This is a genomic window from Candidatus Palauibacter australiensis, from assembly GCA_026705295.1.
Taxonomy (GTDB): domain Bacteria; phylum Gemmatimonadota; class Gemmatimonadetes; order Palauibacterales; family Palauibacteraceae; genus Palauibacter; species Palauibacter australiensis.
The window spans coordinates 1-20,616 of record JAPPBA010000171.1; the positions used below are offsets into that span (position 1 = coordinate 1).

At 71.1% G+C, this 20,616-nt stretch carries 16 protein-coding genes; 4 read left to right on the forward strand and 12 right to left on the reverse strand.

From position 1 onward, the window contains the following. The 3 genes from OXN85_14050 to OXN85_14060 form a co-directional block, all read left to right on the forward strand. The coding region (locus tag OXN85_14050) for an isochorismatase family protein (protein ID MCY3601085.1) at nt 1-224 on the forward strand (224 nt) is incomplete at its 5' end. 6 nt (nt 225-230) lie between these two features. Then, nucleotides 231-1,388, forward strand: a complete 1,158-nt coding sequence (locus tag OXN85_14055; protein MCY3601086.1) for an MFS transporter — start codon at nt 231-233, stop codon at nt 1,386-1,388. Between the two features lie 11 nt (nt 1,389-1,399). Continuing rightward, nucleotides 1,400-2,317 carry a M23 family metallopeptidase gene (locus OXN85_14060; GenBank protein MCY3601087.1) on the forward strand — a complete coding sequence of 306 codons (918 nt, stop codon included), beginning with the start codon at nt 1,400-1,402 and terminating at the stop codon, nt 2,315-2,317. Here OXN85_14060 and OXN85_14065 read toward each other — a convergent pair. Genes OXN85_14065 through OXN85_14115 form a run of 11 tightly spaced genes read right to left on the reverse strand, consistent with a single transcriptional unit; the run spans nt 2,298 to nt 19,726 of the window. Next, on the reverse strand, nt 2,298-3,059 hold the full coding sequence (locus OXN85_14065; protein MCY3601088.1) for a DUF1295 domain-containing protein: 762 nt from the start codon (nt 3,057-3,059) through the stop codon (nt 2,298-2,300). The genes OXN85_14060 and OXN85_14065 overlap by 20 nt on opposite strands. Nucleotides 3,060-3,086: 27 nt before the next feature. Continuing rightward, nucleotides 3,087-4,088 (reverse strand): ornithine cyclodeaminase, encoded by a 1,002-nt coding sequence (locus OXN85_14070; protein MCY3601089.1) that lies wholly within the window; start codon nt 4,086-4,088, stop codon nt 3,087-3,089. Between the two features lie 10 nt (nt 4,089-4,098). Then, on the reverse strand, nt 4,099-4,974 hold the full coding sequence (locus tag OXN85_14075) for a sulfite exporter TauE/SafE family protein (protein ID MCY3601090.1): 876 nt from the start codon (nt 4,972-4,974) through the stop codon (nt 4,099-4,101). A gap of 29 nt (nt 4,975-5,003) precedes the next feature. After that, on the reverse strand, nt 5,004-8,531 hold the full coding sequence (locus OXN85_14080; GenBank protein MCY3601091.1) for a hypothetical protein: 3,528 nt from the start codon (nt 8,529-8,531) through the stop codon (nt 5,004-5,006). 55 nt (nt 8,532-8,586) lie between these two features. Continuing rightward, nucleotides 8,587-10,683, reverse strand: a complete 2,097-nt coding sequence (locus OXN85_14085) for a BatA domain-containing protein (GenBank protein MCY3601092.1) — start codon at nt 10,681-10,683, stop codon at nt 8,587-8,589. Beyond that, nucleotides 10,680-11,606, reverse strand: coding sequence for a DUF58 domain-containing protein (locus OXN85_14090; protein MCY3601093.1), 927 nt, complete (start codon nt 11,604-11,606; stop codon nt 10,680-10,682). Before OXN85_14090 ends, OXN85_14085 begins: the two co-directional genes overlap by 4 nt. Nucleotides 11,607-11,621: 15 nt before the next feature. After that, nucleotides 11,622-12,710 carry a MoxR family ATPase gene (locus OXN85_14095; protein MCY3601094.1) on the reverse strand — a complete coding sequence of 363 codons (1,089 nt, stop codon included), beginning with the start codon at nt 12,708-12,710 and terminating at the stop codon, nt 11,622-11,624. Nucleotides 12,711-12,760: 50 nt separating this feature from the next. Further along, the gene (locus OXN85_14100; protein MCY3601095.1) at nt 12,761-13,567 is read right to left on the reverse strand and encodes a DUF4159 domain-containing protein; all 807 of its coding nucleotides are present in this window, start codon (nt 13,565-13,567) and stop codon (nt 12,761-12,763) included. After that, nucleotides 13,564-16,248: a tetratricopeptide repeat protein gene (locus OXN85_14105; protein ID MCY3601096.1), complete on the reverse strand. Its 2,685-nt coding sequence runs from the start codon at nt 16,246-16,248 to the stop codon at nt 13,564-13,566. Before OXN85_14105 ends, OXN85_14100 begins: the two co-directional genes overlap by 4 nt. Further along, entirely contained in the window at nt 16,239-17,288 is a 1,050-nt protein-coding gene (locus tag OXN85_14110; GenBank protein ID MCY3601097.1) for a hypothetical protein, read from the reverse strand. The genes OXN85_14105 and OXN85_14110 overlap by 10 nt, the downstream gene beginning before the upstream one ends. Beyond that, complete coding sequence (locus tag OXN85_14115; GenBank protein MCY3601098.1) at nt 17,285-19,726, reverse strand: glutamine amidotransferase; 2,442 nt, start codon at nt 19,724-19,726, stop codon at nt 17,285-17,287. Before OXN85_14115 ends, OXN85_14110 begins: the two co-directional genes overlap by 4 nt. A 199-nt stretch (nt 19,727-19,925) precedes the next feature. Between OXN85_14115 and OXN85_14120 the strand changes: the two genes are divergently transcribed. Further along, entirely contained in the window at nt 19,926-20,291 is a 366-nt protein-coding gene (locus OXN85_14120) for a hypothetical protein (GenBank protein ID MCY3601099.1), read from the forward strand. A gap of 43 nt (nt 20,292-20,334) precedes the next feature. On the opposite strand, the gene OXN85_14125 is transcribed toward OXN85_14120, so the two are convergent. Then, nucleotides 20,335-20,616 (reverse strand): hypothetical protein (locus OXN85_14125; protein ID MCY3601100.1); only part of this gene is annotated, 282 nt, incomplete at its 5' end.

Here is a 20,616-nt window from a genome sequence, read left to right on the forward strand (position 1 = left end):
TGCGCAACCTGGGCGTGACCACGGTGGTGGCCACCGGCGTATCGGTGAATGTGGGCATCCTGGGCCTGTGCCTCAGCGCGGTCGATCTCGGCTACCAGGTGGTGCTGGTACGCGACGCCGTGGCCGGCGTCCCGGCGGAATACGAGGAAGCCGTGATCGAGCACAGCCTGGCGATGGTTGCCACGGTGGTCACCTCCGCAGAACTGTTGGAGGCCTGGGCCTAGCGGCCCGTGAGAGGATCGCTGGCCTTCTGCATCGCGATCTTCTCCCTCGGGACCGCGGCGGCCTGGGCGGGCCAGCTGCTGCCCAAGGTAGGGCCCCGCCGCCTCGCCCTCATCGGAAGCACGCTCTTCGCCGGCGGATACATCATCGCGAGCTTCGCGCTGCGGATCGACTCCATCCTCCTCTTCTACGCCGGGTACGGGCTCATCGGGGGGATCGGCATCGGACTGGGGTACGTGACGCCCGTCACCACGGCCGCGAAGTGGTTCCCGGACCGGAAGGGGCTCGTCACGGGCATCGTCGTCATGGGTTTCGGCATCGGGGCGCTCCTCCTGAGCAAGGGGCTCGCACCGCTGCTGGTGCTGCAGACGGAAGGGGATCTTCCGCAGGTCTTCCTGTGGCTCGGGATCGTCTTCGCCTGCATCCTCATCCCCAGCAGCTTCGTCATCGACGACCCGCCTGCCGCCCAGGTGGCGCCGTGGAAGCAGCCCGCGCAGGTGGGCCCGTACCTGAAGTCCAGCCAGTTCGTCATCATCTGGATCGTCTTCTTCTTCAACATCGCCGCGGGGATCTCGGTCATCAGCTTCCAGTCCGAACTCCTCCAGGAGGTATGGGGCCTGGCCGATCCGTCGGTCGAGCCGGCGGTGCTGGCGGAGTACGGGGCGACGCTCATCGCGGCGAGTTCCGTGTGCAACGGCTTGGGACGGATCCTGTGGGCGTGGCTCTCCGACCGGATCGGACGCGTGGCCGTGTTCCGCATCCTGCTCGCGAGCCAGATGGTCGTGTTCGGGGTCCTCATGACCGAGTCGAACCCGTGGATCTTCTCCGTCCTCGTGTGCTACGTGCTGCTCTGCTTCGGCGGCGGGTTCGCGACCATGCCGTCGTTCATCCTCGAGGTGTACGGCCCGAGGAACATGTCGAAGGTGTACGGGGCGATCCTCACCGCCTGGGCCGCAGCGGGAATCTGCGGTCCGCTCTACGTCGGATACCTCAAGGACAGCTACCCCGACCGGGCGGTGATGTACTGCTTCCTCATCGGAATCCTCATGCTCGGCGCGGGCTACCTGTTCTCCTACCTGCTCGACGATGACCGCGTCCGCCTGGGCCGCCCCTCGGTGAAGCAGACGCTGGAGCGCTACGGGATCCCCGTCCCCGACCGGCCCTGAAGCGAGGGGACTTGCACCATCTCCGATCGGATGTGAGCCGCGTCGCCTTCTCGGGGCTCGCGCTGGCGTTTGCGCTCTGCGCTTCGTGCGACTCGGCTCCGGCGGCCCTGCCGCCGCTGGACGTGGCGTGGGCGCCGGCCACGCCCGTGCAGGGTCACCTCTTCGTCATCGGCGTCGCGGCGCCATCGGGCTCCGGCCTGATCTCCGCGGTTGGCGAGGCGGGTGGCGAGCCCCTGCACTTCCGGCGGGTCGGCCCGGTGCTCGAGAGCCTGGCTGCGGTTCCGATTTCGACGGTGGACACGCTCGACGCCTGGGTGCGGGCGGACTACGTGGACGGCCGCTCGCGGACCGACTCGCTCCGCATTCCCGTGCGGGCGGGCGAATACGAGCACGAGCGGCTCACCGTGGCGCCGCGCTTCGGGTCGCCTCTGAACGAGGAAGACCAGGCGCGGCTGCGGAGCGACCGGGAGAAGGCAGCCCGGGCGGCCCGCGAGGCGCACGCCGCGCCGCGCATGTGGAGCGCGGTGCGGCTCCCGCGCAATTCCCGAGTGACCAGCGGCTTCGGCACCGGCCGCGAGTTCAACGGCCAGATTACGAGCCGCCACATGGGACTCGACCTGGCGGGCGCCCGCGGCGCGATCGTGACGGCGGCGGCGGACGGCGTCGTGGCCGTCGTCGACGGCTTCCTGCTCGGGGGGAACGTCGTCTATCTCAACCACGGGGGAGGATTGCAGACCGGCTACTTCCACCTCAGCGAGCCGCTCGTGTCCGTGGGCGACACGGTCACGGCCGGGACGCCGATCGGACGGGTCGGGGCCACCGGCCGGGTCACCGGTCCCCACCTGCACTGGGTCGTGCGCTACGGCGCCACGAGCGTCGACCCGCTCAGCCTGCTCGCGCTGCCCGGAATCAGATCCATCCCGGAATGATCGCCTTCCGCCGCGGGGGATAGTCCTCGAACCGTTCCCGGTACCAGCGGTGGTGGCCGAGCGCCCGCGGCACGAGGTTCGCCGCCGTGAACAGGAAGAAGGCGAGTCCGGCCAGCGACCACGTCGCAAGCGCCCAGCCGGCCCACTCCATGACTTCGCCCAGGTAGTTGGGGCAGGAGACGTAGCGGAACCCCCCGCCGCGCGGAATCGAATAGCCGGTCTCTCCCGGCTTCCGGAGTTTCAGCAGAGTGTTGTCGGAGTGAAGGTTCAAGACGAAGCCGGCCGCGAAGACGAACACCCCGGCGAGAAACCTCGGATCGCCCAGCCACTGCGCGTCGTACTGTCCAAGTTCGGAGATCCAGCGCGCGTTGATATACGCGTTGGCCATATTGAAGGCGAAACCGGACGCCGCCACGACCGCCGGCATGCTCTTTCCCCGCGTCCGCGTGCGCAGGGGATAGATGAATGTCCGGTTCAGATAGTGACATTGCCATATTCCCAGAAAGACGAGCGGTACGGCGGCGCCGGCCGACGGTCCCGCGAAATAGACGACGGCGAAGAACACGGGGGCGGGTACTTCCATGAGAATCCACCCGACCCGATCCGGCAGGCCGGAACCCCAGCCGCGTCCGGAATAGTGGCGGCCATAGGGGACCTTCAGGCGAAGGAGACCGACGAAGGTCAGCGGCGCGACCGCAAGCAGAGCCCACACGAGGGCGCTGTGGAGCGTGACGCCGTCCATCGCGGCCGCGGTCGCGTCGGTGCCCGACTAGAAAGGGACGACGGAGCCGAGGCCGAGGTCCTCCGCCCGGCTCAGAGCCGCTTCCGCGATCGCGACGTCTTGCGCGGCGCTCCCCACCGACTTGAAGAGGGTGAAATCGCGGTCGCCGCGCCCGCCCGGGGCCCGTCCGTTGACGATCTCACCGAGTTCGGCATCGATCACATCGCGCCCGACGATCCCCTTCTCCACCGGGATGATGAGGTCGCCGGCCTCCTCCCAGATCGCTTCGCGCTGGTCCACGATCACGCGGGCGCGGGCGACGATCTCCTCGGGGATCTCGCGCGTGTGGGGCTGGAAGGCGCCGATCGCGTTGATGTGGGCTCCGGCTTCGAGGAATTCGGGGGAGAAGACGGGCGTCTCGCTCGTGGTCGCGGTCACGACGAGGCCCGCGCCGTCGAGCGCCTCGGCCGGGGTCGCGGCCGCCCGGATCCGGGGGGGATCGCCCCCTTCGGGCGGCACCAGCGACGCGGCTCGCGCGGTGAGCGCGATGGCCAGTTCCACCGCGCCGTCGAGAGGCACGGAGACGATCCGGATCTCGCGCAGCGGCCGGCATGCGGCCAGGAGTTCGATATGCGCCCGCCCCTGGGCGCCGGCTCCGAATACGGCGAGCACGTCCGCCGCGGGATCGGCGAGGAGTTCCGTGGCCAGCCCGCTCCCCGCCGCCGTCCGGATCTCCGTCAGCGAGGTGCCGTCGAGGAGGGCGCGGGGGCGTCCCGTCTCCGCATCGAGCAGGATGATCGCCCCCTGAATCGGCGGCTGACCGGCGGCGACGTTGCCGGGGAAGACCGAGACGATCTTCGCCCCGAGCCCTCCGGAGCCGCCGAGGAAGGCGGGCATGAGGAGCGTGATCCCGTGCCGGCTCTCGAGCTGCCCTCGCACGGGGACCACCGCCTGGCCGCCGGACAGCTCCCCGAAGGCGACCCGCATCGCCTCCACGGCCGTCTTCGCCGTCACGGCCCGCTCGATGTCGCTTCGCGAGAGAATGCGCATCTCCACTCGTTCAGCCTCCCCTGCTCGCGGGGGAGCGGCGCTCGTGGACGGCGGAGCGGAGCATCGCGATCGCGGCGTAGAGGACGACGACGACGACGAGCCAGCGCATGGCGTTCAGGGGGAGCGAGCGGACGATGAAGGCCGCGATCAGGACGGCCGGGATTCCTCCGATCGCGAGGCCGATCGCGGCGCGGAGGCCGTAGCGTCCCGCCTTCAGGAAACGCAGGCCCGCGACCGGCATGAGGAAGGCGGACGCGCCCATCATGATGGGGAAGGCGACGACCGGGTTCAGTCCCATGAGGCTGACGACGATCATCGTCGGCGCGTAGATCCCGATCCCGATCGTCATGAGCGCCCCGAGGACGAAGAGGCAGCCCGCCGCCAGGGCGAGCGACCCGCCCGACAGGCCGGACGCCGCCCCGCCCACCGCGGTGATCTCGAAGATCGCCATGAGGAAGGTGGCGGCGGCGATGAGGAGCGCGACCCCCATCCCGACCTGGATCCGGTACCGCGGCAGCCGGGCCACGATCCCCGCGCCGAGCCACGCCCCGAGCACGGCGGCCGCGATGAGGACGAAGAGCGTCGTCGGTTCCACGCTGATGATCGCAATGAAGATGAAGGCCTGGATCACGACCGGGGGCGTGTGCCCGATCATCATCGTGCCCGGGATCTCCTCGTCGGGCACGACCTTCTTCAGCTTGAACAGCGAGGTCGTCGGGGCGAAGGAGCCGATGCCGAGCGTATCGAAGAAGTTCGTCCCGAAGCCTACCGCCAGTTCGAACGCGGTGGGGCGGCCCCGCCAGCCGTCGCGCTCCCGTCCGGCCCTGGTGGCCGCGGCGGCGGCGCGCGCCCACGCCACGAGAAGCCCGGCCGTGAAGAGCGCCAGGACGGAGAACAGGTAGAGGCGCGGGTCGCTCAGGGCGGTGGGTCCTCGGACAGCGCCCGGTAGTACGCCTCCACGAGTTCACGGTATTCCTCGGGGACGTCGTCCGACCCGGAGAGGAAGAAGCGTTCGATCTGCGAACCGAGTTCACGGCGAAGGGCGAACTCGAAGTCCTTCAGGCCGCGGAGCACATCGGCCTGGAGCGCCGCGAGTTCCTCGGGATCGTCGAAGTCCCCCATCGTCCGCAGGCGGTCGAGTCCGGCGACGGCGCGGTCGAGGTCGCCGACGTCGACGCCCTCCTGACGCAGTTCATCGCGCAGGCGACGCGCGTCCTGTCCCCGCTCGCGGAATTCCCGCTGGAACTGCCGGATGTCTTCGGGCGACAGCCACGGTTCGCCGCCGCCTCCCCCGCCCCCGCCGGGCGCGAAGCCCTGGCCGCCACGAGGGGCTTGGCCGGGCTGGCCCGGCTGTCCGCCACGACCTCCCTGGCCCTGTCCCTCGCCCTGCTGGCCACCCTGCTCGCCTTGCCCACCCTGCTCTCCCTGGCCTTGTTGACCGCCCTGCCCTTCCTGGCCCTGCCCCTGCTGACCCTGCCCCTCCTGACCCTCCTGACCCTGCCCCTCCTGGTCCTGTTGCAGGCGCTCCTGGAGCGACTCGAGGCCGCGGACGAGGTCGCGCGTCTCGTCGAGTTGCCGGCCGAGGCGGCGGGGGTCCGACTCGCTCAGCGCGTCCCGCGCCGCCTGGACCCGGGCCCGCACGTTCTCCGCGTCCTGGGTGATCTGTTCCTCGAAGTTCCGCACATAGTCCTCGGACTGCGTGCCGAGGACGCCTCGCGAGAAGTTGAGTTTGTCCCGCAGCCGGCTCTCACGGATCTCGCCGGCGGCTTCCACGAGGCGGCGGGCGGCCTCCGGCTGATCCTGACGCGCCTCGCGCGACAGGCGGTCGAGGTCGATCTCCAGCCGGTCCACCTCGCGAGCGAGTTCGGTCTTGCGTTCGCGCAGCCCGGCCAGGCGGTCCCGGTCACCGCCCGTCGGGTCCTCGTTCACATCGCTCTGCAGTTCCCGCTGACGCTCCGCGATCCGCTCGGCCCGCCGCGCAGCGTCCTCGACTTCCCGTTCCACCGCCGCGACCTGTCGGTTCTCGAGCAGGCGGCGCGCCTCGCGCAGCCGGTCGAGGGCGTTCGACGCCTCCGCCTGCCCCTGCCCCCGGCGACCCTGCGCCTGCGCCCGCCGCATCTCGTCCGCCGCCTGCTGCAGCCGGCGCGCGGATTCCTCGACGTCCGCCCGGTCGCCCTCGCGACCCAGGCGCTGCAGTTGCCGGGCCAACTCCTCCGCCTCCTGGATCATCTGCTGCTGCTGGCCCTGGCCACCGCCGGCGGCGCCCCGCTGCTGCGCGGCCGCGCGCTCGTTCATCTGCTGCTGGCGCCTCGCCAGTTCCTCGAGCTTCTGCAGCGCCTCGTCGACCTCCTGGTCCTGCTGTTGCTGCTGGCCCCGCTGGACGGTTTCGTACTGGTTCCGCAGGCGGTCCAACTCCAGCTCGAACAGGTCCGCAAGTTCCTCGGCCCCCGACCCGACGCTCCCGGGCGTCCCGCCGCCCCCGCCGCCACCCTGTTGCACCTGGACATCGCGGAACGCGGCCTCGGCGCGCTGCAGGTGCTGGAGCGAGCGCTGTTCGGGCGCGAGCGCCTCCCGGAGCCGCCGCTCTCCCAGCCTCGTCTCCGCCTCCAGCATCGCGGGCGGTGCCAGCGGGAGTTCGCGGAACACCGTCTCGAGCGACGGGTCGCCCGCCACGCCCCGCTGCTGCATCTGCGCGATCAGCTCTTCCACCTGCTGCCGCAGCCGCCCCTGCAACAGCGTCAGCGTGGCCAGGTTCTCCGACATCTCCTCGTCGTCGAACTCGTCTTCGTCGCGCTCCAGACGGAACGTCGCCGCGACGATCTGGCGCTGCTGTTCCGACAGCTCGCCGCCCATCCCGGCCCCGCCCCCGCCGCCTCCACCCCCTCCCCCACCCTGCTCGGCCTGGCGGTAGTTGCGGTCGAAGGGGCGGATTTCGACGAAGTAGATGTCCGAGCTTTCGACCCCGCCGCCGGGGCCGCCGGAGCGCAGGTCCGTCGCGCGGGCGTAGTAGGAGAGAACGTCGCCCGGCTCGAGGCCGAACTCCTCGAGGAAGAAGGTGTGTCCGCCGGAGAGCTGCGTGGTTCCGCCGCGGGTCGTGCCGTGGAGCACGCGGGACGATTCCTCCCCGCCGTTCACCGAGTAGAGGAGTTCGACCTGCCCGAGACCGAAGTCGTCCTCGGCTTCGACCTCCACGTAGAGTTCCTCGATCGGCGACAGGCGCGTGTCCCTTCCGGGCTCAGCGATCCGGATCCCCGGCGGCTGGTCGTCGAGCGGTTCGACGAGATAGTCGGGGGAGCCGATGACGAAGCGGTTGCCCGGACCCATGAACTCGATGCGGTAGAAGGTTTCGCCGGTCACCGTGAAGCTCGTCTCGAACGCGCCGTCCACGGGTTGGAGCGCCGCCCCCTCCTCCTCGCCGTCGAACGCGAGCCGCGCCGCCTCGGTGGCCATCGTCGGCGTCACCCGAAGACGGACCTCGGTCCCTCGCAGCACCGCGATGTCGCCGCCGTCCTCGACGGTCCGCGGGCTCAGCCCGGTGTAGGCGGGGAAGCGGTACTCGAGGTCGATCCGGTCCACGTAGGGCAGGTCCGCGACCTCGATGGTGAAGACGGGTGACCGGACGCCCTCGGAGGTCACCGTGTAGGCGGTGGGCTCGTCGAGGTCGAAGAGGAGGATCTCGAACGCGGCGTCCTCGGCGGCCGGCGTCATGAAGTAGCGTTCCCACACCTCCGACTCTCCGCGCCGGACGGCGACCTCCACTTCGTCCGTCTCGAACCCCTGTGGGAACGCGCGCACGAGTTGATCCGAGCCCCGGGCGATGAGCGCGTCGCCGGGCTCCACCGCGATCGCGTAGGGATTCGCGGCGTCGGCGGTCTTCCAGGGGCTCAGGAGGAGCGAGCCCGCCGTGCCCTGGAAGGCGGGGCCGAAGAGGGCGATCAGCAGCACGGCCGAGGCGACGCCCGCGAACCATGCGGTCGAACGGCGCAGCCGGTCGCGCTCGACGCGGCGCCCCCGGTCCACCCGGCGGGCGCGCCGGGCCGCGACCTCCAGCAGGCGGGCGTCGAGGCCGGAGCGGGCACCCGGCGACTTGGCGCGCTCGATCGCCGCGAGGAACGCCGCCTTGAGCGACGGTTCATGCTCCTCCAGGTAGAGCGCGACCTGCGCGTCCGAGACCCGGCGCAGGAGCGGGCGCACGACGAACCAGGCGAGGAGGCCGGCGGCGGCCGCCCAGAGCACGATGCGGAAGGCGAGAACCGCGCCGTCGTCGAAGCGCAGCCGGTCGATTCCCAAGGTCGCGATGAAGAAGACGGCGAAACCGATCCCCAGCGTCACCGCGATGCCCTGGATGAGCTGGCGCACGCGCCAGCGGCGCCTCACGTCGCGGACGATGCCGAGCAACTGGTGCTCCGTGTTCCGCGTCTTCGCCCATCGCTGCATCGTCATCCTCCCTTACTCCCGGAATCATGCCAGGCTCCGGCCCGGCCCCGGTCTCAGCTCGTCAGGCGCCTGCCAGCCCGGACACGGGCCGCTGGCGCGTCCAGCGGTTTGCGAGCACGCTCTCCACTCCCAGCACGAGCCCCGCCAGCAGCAGGAGCACCCACCAGAGTTCGGCGCGTCGCGGGACCGTTTCTCCGCCAGCGTTCGCGCCGTTCTCTCCGGCGCCTCCCGCCGTCGGGGCGACACCCGCCACGGCCTCCACCACGCGCTCCGTTGCCACCGGCGCCAGATCAGATTCGGTGATCCGGGGGTTCACCGCCACGGTCGTCGCGCGACCCGCGTCGTCCCGGAGCGCCACCTGGTAGAAACCCGCGCGCGGAAACTCGATCCACGTCGGCCCTTCGCCGACCTCCACCGGCTGCCGGTCGCCGTCCGGATCCACCAGGACCCACTCGGCCTCGTCCGCGGGGAGCCCCGCAGCGCCCACAGAGCCCGCCCCGCCCGTCCCGACGAGGGCCGTGAGTTCGAGCACGCCCCCGGCTTCGATCCAGCGTTCGGGCTCCCGGTATCCGGTGGCGTGCAGCGCCAGCCGGTGCACGAAGGGCAGGAAGACGGGCTGCAGCGCGAGGTCGTTCCAGAAACGGTCGAGGGTCGACGTCCACACCAGCACGCGCCCGTCGCCCACCGAATGTTCGAGCAGGGCGGGTTCGCCGCTGTCGAAGCGCGCCACTACCGCCGTGCCCCCGGCGGGCTCGAGGCTCCAGAATCGATCGAAGCGCGCGCCCGAAAAATCGCCGCTGCGGGGACCGGAGAACACCTCGAACACCGGGTGATCGTAGTCGAGCCACGACAGCCGGCGGCCGTCCGCGGCATCCACGAGAGAGCCGGGGCCGGAGCCGAGCAATTCCAGTCCGGCGTCGGACCACCGGTTCATGCTCGCATCCCGGCCGAGGACGATGAGCAGGCCCCCGCCTGCGCTCACCCACTCGCGCAGCCGGCCGGCCCGGCCCGCGTCGGCGAGGTCCGCGTCGTTGAGGATCGCGAAGTCCGCCGACGAGAGCGCGCCGGCATCGAGACCCGCGGCCGGAGACCGCGACGTCTCGATGCGGGGCGCGTCGCCGATGCCGAGGGCGCGCTCAAGAAAGAGGCTCCCCTCCGATCCCCTGCGGTTGCTCTCCAGGACGAGCGTGCGCAGACCCGCCTCGGGCGCCGCCATGAAGCGGAATTCGTCATCGATGGCCAGCCCGTCCGCCGGGACCGTGAGGCGCCCGCGGCTCCGTCCCTCGGGAAGGGCGAGGTCGTCGAACACCGCCGTGCCGACGCCGCGCGGCGGCATGTCCACCGGGACCGTGGCCACCGTCCGCCCAGCGATCTCGAGCGACACCGGCAGTCGCTCCACCGGCGCTTCGCCCATGTTCGCGAGCCGGGCCAGGAGCCGGACGCGACCGTCGTCGGCGGCCCGCACCGCCGCCTCCGCCAGCGCCACGTTGGCGGCTTCCTCCGGCGCGACGCTCGCCGCCCGCAACGAGACCCCGTCGGGAAGCCGCACCCGGCCGCCGTCCTCCCACCCCGTACGCTGGAAGTCCGAAACCAGCGCCACCTCGCGCGTCCGGTCCTCGGACTCCGCGAGGATCCGCCCCGCGAGCTGGATCCCCGCTTCGAGCCGCGTCCCGAGGTCGGTCGGCGACAGATCCGCGAGCGCCTCCCGTGCGGCCGCGAGGTCGAGCGTCAGCGGCACCCGCTCCCGCGCCCGCTCGTCGAACGTCGCCACCGCGACTCGATCCCCCTCCCCGAGACCGTCGATGACGGCGCGCGCGGAATCGAGCGCCGCCTCCCAGCGTCCCTCGTAGCCCAGGCTCGCCGACACGTCGAGGAGGATGACGACGTCGCGGGCCGAACCGGCCTCCACCTCCGCCACGGCGTCGAAGAACGGCCGGGAGAAGGCGAGGGCGAGGAGGATGACCGCGATGCAGCGCAGCGCGAAGAGCAGAGGATGCCGGATCCGGCGTCGGTTCATCGTCTTGAAGGGCAGCTTCCGGAGGAACATCAGCGACGGGAACACCGTCACCCGGCTGCGCTGGCGATGCGTGAGGTGGATGATGATCGGGATCGAGAGGAGTCCGAGCCCGGCCAGGAACCACGGGGCCAGGAAACTCATCGGTCCTTGCCCTTCAGGCGCCGCGACCGGTGCGACAGGTAGCGGAAGAGCACGGCGTCGAGCGGCGTCGAGGTGACGATGAGTTCGTGGTCGATCGCCCGCTCGATCATCCGCTTCGAGATCTCGCCCACGTGCCCCTTCATAAGGGAGAGGTACTCCTCGCGCATCACGGCGGGCGTCACCGGGAGCCGCTCCCCCGTCTCCAGGTCCTCGAACGACCGCGCCGCCTCGAACGGAAAGTCGACCTCGGCCGGGTCCAGGATATGGAACACGATCACGTCCTGCCCCTTGCTGCGGAGCGCCCCCACCGAGTCGAGGACCGTCTTCGGTTCGCTGTAGAGGTCGGAGACCAGAACGACGATCCCCTTCCGGGCCAGGCTCTCGGCCACCTGCGTGAGGGGCCGCGTCAGATCGCCCGCCGTCTCGGCGCGGACGCGGTCGAGCGCCGCCAGGATCAGGCGTCGGTGCCGGACGGAGGGGGGGATGTACTCGATCAGCTTCTCATCGAAGATCGCCGCGCCCACGCGGTCGCGCTGGCTCGCGGAGAGATAGGCGAGACAGGCCGTCAGGTAGCGGGCATAGTCGAGCTTCGTGATCCCGCGCGAGCCGTAGTCCATGGAACGGGAAGCGTCCACGGCGAAGAAGATGTTCGCGTTGGTCTCGGCCTCGTACTCCTTGATGTAGTGGCGGTCGGTGCGTCCGTACACCTTCCAGTCGATCTTGCGGATGTCGTCGCCCGGCAGGTACTGGCGGTGCGCCGCGAAATCGAGCGACAGCCCGACGAAGGGCGACCCGTGCGCCCCGGCGATGAAGCCCTCCACCACCGAACGCGCGACGAGTTCGAGGTTCCCGATCCGGGTGAGCACCGACGGATCGAGGAACTGCGTCCCCGGCACCGTCCTCGAGGCGATTCGCGCGCGCATGATCCGGCCCGCCCCCTACATCCCCGACTTCGGCGGTTTCACGTCGTCCAGGAGCCGTTCGACGAGGTCGTCCGTCGAGACGCGCTCGGACTCGGCGTGGAAGTTCGTCAGCACGCGGTGGCGGAAGACGGGGGCGCAGAGGGCGCGCACGTCGTCGAACGAGACGTTGATCTCGCCCCGCAGCAGGGCCCGCGCCTTGCCGCCGAGCACGAGATACTGCGCCGCGCGCACGCTCCCCCCGTAGGCCACGTACTGCTTCACGTAGTCGGGGGCGTCGTCGCGTCCGGGGCGGGTGCGCCGGGCCAGCCGGACGGCGTAGCGCGCGACCGGCTCGGAGATCGGCACCTTCCGCACGAGGTGCTGGAAGCCCGCGATCGCCTCCGCCGACAGCACCGCGCCGGGAGGCTCGCCCGCAGTCGTCGTCGTCTGGAGAATGACCTCCAGCTCCTCATCCTCCGGCAGGTAGCCGATGTTGACCTGGAACATGAAGCGGTCGAGCTGCGCCTCGGGCAGCGGATACGTCCCCTCCAGCTCGATCGGGTTCTGCGTGGCGAGGACGAAGAAGGGCTCGGGCAGGCCGTAGGTCCGGCCCTGGATCGTCACCTGCTTCTCCTCCATCGCCTCGAGGAGGGCCGCCTGCGTCTTGGGCGGCGTGCGGTTGATCTCGTCGGCCAGCACGACGTGCGCGAACAGCGGTCCCTTCATGAAGACGAGCTTGCGCTGCCCCGTCTCCGGGTCTTCCTGGATGATGTCCGTCCCGGTGATGTCCGACGGCATGAGGTCCGGCGTGAACTGGATCCGGTTGAAGCTCAGGTGCAGGACATCGGAGAGCGTCTGGATGAGGAGCGTCTTCGCGAGGCCGGGGACGCCGACGATGAGGCTGTTGCCGCCGGCGAAAAGCGAGATCAGGACCTGTTCGACGACATCGTCCTGGCCGATGATGACCTTCTTGAGTTCGGCGCGGACGGCTTCGGCGCTCTCGCGCAGGCGGTCGGCGAGTTCGGCGTCGTCGGGGACCGCTTCGGGCGCGGCGTCCGGGACCGGGATCGGCTCTTGCTCCGGGGTCCGGTCCGGCGCGTCGATCCAGCGGGGGTCGGCTTCCATGCCGGCTCCTTCCGGGTTCGGTGATGGGTTCAGTGGTTCCGTGTGTCGGCTCAGTGTGTGAGGGCGTATACCACGTAGTTGACGCCCAGCTTGTACGCTTCGTTGGAGAGGGCGATGGGGACGAACCCCCGGTCCGACCACTCCATGTAGTCGCCAATGTCGTTGTCGTGATTCACGATGACCATAAGGCGGCCCTCGGGGTCGTTGTCCTCGAAGACGCCCCAGTAGCTCGCCACGCCGCCGCGGTAGGGATGCGGCATCTCGATGTTCTCCTGCCTCAGGTGGAAGAACGAGTCGAAGATCGGGTGGCTGTCGTCGAGCCGTTCAAGCCGGAGTCCCGGGAGCAGGATCTGGAGCCCCTGCCTCGTCCTCTCCAGGTCCCGCCGGCCTCCCATGTCGTCGATGATGAGGAACCCGCCCTTGCGCAGATAGTTGCCCAGGTTGTCGGCCTCCACCTGGTTCATCGTCCAGCCGCCGGGTTCCGACAGGTACGCGACGGGGAACTTGAACAGGTCCGGGTCGTCCATGGCGAGCACGTTGCCACCGCCCTTGCGCGGGCCGATCGTCGTGAGCGCGTCCATGATCTCGGCGAAGTTGCGCTCGGCTATGGGCCAGTCGTGCGACCACCCCGGGTTCCAGCCCCAGCCGCCGCGGTAGTAGAGGCGGACGAAGGTGAATTCGCCGGTGTAGGGCGTGTTGTACTCCTGGTAGGAGGCGAGGTCGTCCCCGAACCCGCCGCCTCCGCGTCCGCGCCGGCGCTGGCCCTCGAGGTCGGTGACGGCGAGCAGCGTGAGCAGCGCGGCCAGGCCGCCGGTCGCGAGGGGTCGGGCGACGGGGGGTCGGAGGCGCGCGGTCATCGCCGGCCCTCCGGGTCGCCGCGGATCTCGAGCAGGAGATCGAGCGCGGCCTCGAAGTTGGGGGCGATCTCCAGGGCATCGAGGACCGCGCTCCGGGCACCGCGCGCGTCCCCGCCCCGGTGCAGCGCGAGGGCGAGCCGGTAGTGGGCCTCCGCCGGGTCCGCCGGCACCAGCGCCAGCAGCGCCCGCCGCTCGCGGACCGCCTCGGGCCACGCTTCGACCGCCTCGTAGCCGGAGGCGAGCCGCGCGTGCACGTCCAGGTGGAAGGGGTCGATCCAGATCGCGCGCTCCAGCGTCTCGCGGGCGGCCGCATCGTTCCCGAGCGCCTGTTCGAGGTCCGCAAGGGCGAGGTGGGTCTCGAAGTCGTTCTCGTTGAGGGCGGTGTACGTTCGGTAGGCCTCCGCGGCGCCGGCGAAGTCGCCGGCTTCGCGGCGGAGGTGCCCGAGAAGGAGGATCGGCGCGTCGGGTCCCGCGTACTCGGGGAAGACCTCGTGCGCCCTCTCCAGCGCCCGCATCGCCTCCTCCGTGCGGCCCGCCCGCCGTGCCTCCGCCGCCGCCATGAGCAGTCCGGCGAAGGTGTCCGGGCCGGGCGGCGTCCCGGCTTCGGGGGTGCCCAGCGCCTTCAGCGTCGGGCCGAAGCGGGTCTCGATGTAGTCCCGCAACTCACGGTCGAGGCCCGCGAGCGTCGTCCCCAGCGCCCGTTCCACGACCTCCGGCGTCTCCAGCCCGTCGCGGTATCCGGCGAGCATGGCAAGCACGGCGTCGAAGCCGCGCGTCGTCTCGATCATCTCGCACAGGAGGGAGGCCATGTAGTAGGCGTGCTGCACCTGCCCGGGGTAGGCGGGCCGCACGAAGCCGTAGTTGAAGCGCTCGAGCGAGGGTAACCGCTCGTCCCGGAAGGCGGCGAGGAAGCCGGGGTCCACGTCGGATCCCCACCCCTCGCGCGCGTGCCGCTCGTCGAGGACCGCGAGCCCCTCGGAGAGCCAGCGGGGGATGCGGTGCTCGGTGTAGCCGAGGGTGAAGGCGTGCGAGATCTCGTGCCACAGCGTCGAGCCCCAGTTGAAGGCGCCGCCGGGGCGGGCACCGGGGGAGTCCATGGCGAGGACGGAGCCGAAGCTCACGCCGAGCGCGCCGATGCCCGCGAGTCCGACCGTGCGCACGGAAAAGTCGGCGTGTCGGTCGTAGACCTCGACCGAGATCGGGGTCGGCGGCTCGTACCCGTAGCGGGCGCGCATGGCGTCGAAGGCTTCCTCGGCGAGCGCCGTGGCGTAGATGGAGAGGGCGCCCGCTTCCTTCGGGTGCATGGAGAAAGCGAAGCGCGGGCTTTCCACCGTCTCGAACCCGGCCAGCTCCTCGAGCAGGTCGAGCGTGTTGAACACCCAGACGTTGAAGGGATCGCCCTCGAAGGAGGCCTCGAGCGTCGCGTGCCCCGCCGCCAGGTCGCCGACGCGGAGCTGGTTGAGGCCGAGTTCCGCCATTCCGGGCCAGGACAGCGGATCGAGGGCGACGGCCTGCCGCGCGAACGCGACCGCATCGGCGTAGCGGTGTGTGCGGTAGGCAACCTGGGCGAGGGCGACGTAGAGGCCGGCGTGCCGCGGATCCAGCCGCAGGACGCGGTCGCGCGCCTCCGCGAATGCGGCCGCATCCCCCCGCAGGTGGGCGGCGGCCGCGATTTCCGTCCACGCGGAGAGGGAGACGGGGTTCGTCTCCAGCGCGCGCCTGGCCTCCGCCTCGGCCTCATCCACGTCCTCGAGTTCGAGGTAGAGTCGCGCCAGGAAGGCGCGGGCTTCGGTAAGACGGGGGTTCGTTTCCAGCGCCTGCTGCGCGAGTTCGAGCGCTTCGGAGGAGCCGTCGAACTTCGCGCGGCGCGCCTTCGCCAAGAGGGCGCGCGCGTGGGCCGGGTTCCGGACCAGCGCTTCATCGATCAGCGGCCCGGCCTCGAAGCTGTCGTACTTGTCGAGAAAGAGGAGACCGAGGTCGATGCGCGGCTCGGGGTCGCCGGGGTCCGCCTCGATGGCCTCCTCGAAGGCGCGTACGGCATCGTGGAAGAGGTCGGGGTCGCGGGCCCCGAGATACGTGAGCGCGGCGCCGACGGCGCGCAGCTCGTCGGCGTCGAGGCGGCCGGCCCGGTTGTAGAAGTCGATGAACCCGTCGAACAGGGCGAGGGCTTCCTCGCGCGCGCCGCGGTCGAAGAGAAGGCGTCCCAGGTCGAGCCGCGCGAGTTGCGCGTCGCTGGCCCGGCCTTCGATGGCCCGGCGGAAGTGCGCCTCCGCTTCGTCGAGGCGTCCGAGCGCGTACAACTGGCGCCCGCGCGCGCGGGCAAGTTCGGTGTCCGCGTTCGCTCCGTCCGGGGCGCGCGCGGCGGCCCGGTCGAGGGCTTCGAGCGCGGACTCGTACTCGCCGGTCGCGGCGAGCGAGCGCGCCCATCCGCGCGCGGAGGCCGGGAACTCGCCCCCGGCACGGGCCGCCGATCGATAAGCCGCGACCGCCTGCCCATAGTCGCCGGTCTGATGCGCCTCGAGCGCCGCGGCCAGCGGTCCGCCGCCCCCCTCCGCCGCCGAACGCTCCTGCGCGTGCCCCGCTGTCGGCGGCACGAGGACGAGCGCCAGCGCGAACGCCGGGCGCGCGAACCGCGTCCGGCGCGCGGTCGACCGGACGGGCGGGCGCGCGGTCAGGCGCACGGGACGCTCCCGCCCTCGCGGATGGCGCGGTTGAGGCGGGCGAGTTCGACGAGGAGCGTCTCGAGTTGCGCGTCGTATTCCTCCTCCGCCATCTCGTCGCGACGCGCGCGGAGCGCGGCGATCCCGTCCTCCACCTCGCGCTTCCGCGCCAAGAGCGCGGCCACGGCCGGGTCGTCCGCCGCCGCCCCCGCCAGCGCGGCCGGCGCCTGGGCGAGGAAGAACCGGTTCGCGAGCGCACCATCGGGTCCGTCCGGAGTCGGTTCCAGCGATCCCTCGCCGTCCCCGTCATCGTCCAGCAGGGCGTGCTCGGTCAGCATCTCGTTGTCCCGCTCGTACCGGCGGCGGACCTCGCCCGTCGCGTAGCTGAACGCCTCGAGCAGCGACACCCGTTCGTCCTTGTCCACGTCCGCCTCGTCGAGGGCGAAGGCGTTGACGAAGAAGCCGCCGAAGTGGGTCCGCTCGCGCTCGCGGGGGGAGCGCGTGGCCGTCACGACGATGCGCCGCTCACCGGCGACCGCGGGCACGAACCCGCCGCTGGCGCTCGCCGCGTTCACGACCGCCACGGTCTGCGTCGGGAAGGCGTGGAGCCACATCGAGAGCGTCTCCCCCGACAGGTCCGGGCCGGGCAAGCTGAAGCGCGACTCCTCGCCGCGGCCGCTTCCGTGGCCGAGAAGGAGGATGAGCGCCACGTCGGAGGGCCCCGCCCGGTTCGCCATGGCGAGTACTTCCCGCTCGACCGCTTCCAGCGTGGCCCGGCCCGCAACGCGGGAGGACAGCGCCTCGTCCTCCGCGAGCCACGCGACGGTCTCGCGCACGCCGAGCCGGCTGTCGAGCGCGTCGAGCAGCGACTCCGCTTCCGCCCGGAACTGCTCTGAGTACTCCGGCGCGCCCCCGAGGCCCGTGACGACGAGCACATGGGTCCGCGGCGCGGCGGGCGCCGCCTGGGGCGCGGCCGCGAAGCCCGAGACGCCGTCGGCGCCGAAGAGGACCGCCGGCATCAGGGCCGCGGCGAGCGCGCTGGCTCGGGCACCGCGGGTCACGCGAGGTCCTTCCGCCGGCGGTACGCCCACTCCCCGCCCAACAGACCCGCCAGGAGGAGGAAGAGGATCGGCATGTCCCACAGCGAGCGTTCCTCGTACACGGTATCGCCGCTCTCCGTGTAGCGGATCTCGTCGGCCAGCACCTGCGCGTCATCCGCCGTGTAGAACCGGCCCCCCGTCTCGTCGGCGATCCGGCGCAGGAGTTCCGTGCGGCGGCCGGCGCCGAACTCCTCGATCCGGGGCGTCCCCGCCCGGAAGAAGCTCACCTCTTCCGCGACGTCGCGGCTCGTCTCGGCTCCGGCCCCCGGGCCCCCGGTGCGGGCTCCCGCCGCTCGGACCTGCACGCTGTACAGCCCCCGCTCCTGCGGCACGAAACGTCCTTCGTACTCGCCATCGCGCTCGACCGTCCAGTCGAGCCGGACCTCCGACGCGACGCCTCCCGGGCCCGTCACCGTGGCGACGACGTCCGCCCCGTTCACGCGCAGGTATCGTTCGTCCTCCACCTCGGCCCGGATCCGCAGCGGCTCCCCCATCGGCACGACGTCTTCGCCCGAGTCGAGACGGACGCGCCCCGGCGTATCGTGCACGAGCCAGCGGAGCAACTGGCGCCACAGCGTCTCGTGGGTCTCATCCTCCAGCGGGATGTCCGCGTGCATCTGCCACAGCCACGAGTCCTGCGCGGCGAACACGATCGAAGTCCCGCGCCCGTACCTCTGGTGCGCGAGGAGCATGCGCGGCGCCCCCTCGGCGGGCACGCCCCGGAGGAGGTCGACGGCCCCCGGTTTCAGTTCGAACACCCGGTTCACGGAGGTGAGGGGGGGGAGCTCGGTCCAGCGTTCGGCGGAAGATTCCGCGGCCTCCGCGATCCTCATCGCCGCGTGCCGGCGGCCGGCCGGAGTCAGCTCGGCCGACACCTCGAGCACGTCCGGCTCGCCGGCTCCCCCGAGCACCACCGGCAGGGCGTCGGCCAGCGGCGTCCCCGTGTAGCCGCCCTCTCCCAGCGATCGCCGCCCGCCCAGCACGAGGAGTCCGCCCCCGCGCTGTCCCACGAAGTCCGCCATCATCTGCAACTGGTCGTGCGTGAAGAAGCTCGCCTCTACGCTGCCCAGGATCAGCCCATCGTACTCGTACAACTCCTCGCGCGTGTCCGGGAATCCGCCGGCGAGTTCGCCCGGCCCCTCCACGTCGAGCCGCAGGTATTTTTCGTCCGCCGTCCTCAGGAGCGTGACGACGTGCAGGTTCTCGTCGTCCGCCACGGCGCGGCGCACGAACTTGTTCTCCGGCCGCGGCGAGCCCTCGAAGTAGAGGATCTTGCGGCGCGTGTCCCCGACCTCCACCAGGACCTGGCGCTCGTTGTTGCCGGTCAGGGCCTCTCCCTCCTGCGGGTCCACGAAGAAACGGATGGCGCGGGGCCCCGACTCCTCCAGGGTGAACTGGAGTTGCACCGCTTCCTCGCCGTCCGGTCCGAGCGTGAGGTCGCGCGTGCCCACGATGCGCCCTTCGTCCTCCACATCGAGCCGCACCGTGCGTCCGCCCAGACCCGCGTGGGAGACGATGACGTCGGCCACGATCGTCGTCCCCTCCAGAGCCGCGCGGGGCACCTCTACGCGACGCACCTCGACGTCGGGGGCGATGCGCTCTGAACCCATCCCGATCGTGTAGATGGGGATCCCCGCGGCGCGCGCCGACAGCAGCGCCTCGGACAGGGGTGGGGTCGCTTCATCGTCGTTGTCCGCACCGTCGGTGACGATAACGATCCCGGAGAGCGGGAGTCCGGCCATCTCCTGCTGCACGCGGGTGAGCCCCGCGGCGAGGTTCGTGCGGGGGCCCGTGAAGGCCATCTCGCCCGCCGCGTCGATGCGGTCCGCGTCGGAATCGAACCCGTACATCCTTAGCCGGAAGCGGTCCTCGAGCGCCTGCCGAAGCGCGCCTTCGCCCCGCTGCGTCGCGAACGCCTGCCCGTCGACGGGGTCCGCGGGCGCGGGATCCATGGCCGCGGAGCCTGACACGCCGGGGTCGGCACCCAGGGGATCGGACGGCGGATCGCCCGTCCCTCCCGCCGGATCCTCGTCTTCGCCGCCGAAGAGGTCCAGCATCCGCTGCGCGCGCGTCTCCCCGTCTTCATCCGCCACCCGCATGCTTCGGGAATCGTCGAGGAGGACCGCCACGAAGTTCCGCCGCGGGACGACGGTCGAGACGAGGAGAACGGGCCGCATCAGGAGGAAGGCGAGGACGCCCAGCGCCGTCGCCCTCAGTCCCATCATCACCCAGCGGTCCCGCGCCTCCACCGTGGGTCCGACGCGGCGGTATTCGAGCGCGAACCAGACGACGGCGCCGACTCCAAGGAAGATCAGGATCACCGCCCACCAGGGAGCGGCGAGGGAGAGATCGCCGCGTTCGAACACGACGGGTCGGTATTTGAAAAGAAACTCGAACACGCGGTCGCTGACCCTTCCCTTCCGAACGCGGTCTCTGTCGGCGGCTCCAACCTACCAGTCAGGTATCCCTCTTAGAAACAAGGCCCGTCGGACGATCGTTGCCCATCGGCCGTCCTCGTCACGTTTGTGGCCGCCGGCGCGTTGTATTACCCGTGTACTACAACCAGGTCACGCTACATGAGAGCCGGGGGGAAGGTCGATGGGCCTGCGGACGGTACGACTCAACGAAGAAGAAGAGGCGATCCTCGAGGATCTCCGGGAGAAGACCGGCCAATCGATCTCCGAGGTGTTGAAGCGGGGCCTCCGGTCCTACGACACGTACGTGAACGGCATCCGTCTGGGCGGCAGGAAGGGCGAGCCGGCCGGCGAGGTCTTTCGGCGCGTCCTGGCGCGGTACGATGAGGACACTTCTGAAGCGCCGTACGGCGGCGAGCCCGGCGCGTTGCCCCGCCGACGGCACAAGGAAGCCGTGGTGGAGATCATCCGCGAGAGACACGACGCCGAGCGCGCGCTCTACGACGCGCGCGAGGCGCTAGACCGGCTCAGCCGGGCGCTGGCAGGCTGAACGCGGAAGAGGCCGCGCCCGTTGCGGGAGCCGCGCCGCCGGCTCAGTCCGCGCGTCGAGGCGCGAGTCCGGCGGCAATCGCCGCCCCGCTCCTGGCCGTGAACACTCCCAGCGTCAATCCGGCGACTCCCAGGAAGGTGGCGAACCCGAGCGGGCTCTGGAGTCCCCCCACGACCTCCGCGGCCAGGCTGCCGGCCGGCAGTCCGGTGCCGAATCCGACCACACACCAGACGACCCACCGCCGGGCCACGGGCACCGCGGCGCGGAGCGCCAGCCACTGCGCCGCGCCCAGCCCCAGGCCGGCGAACGCCCCGACGAACGTCAA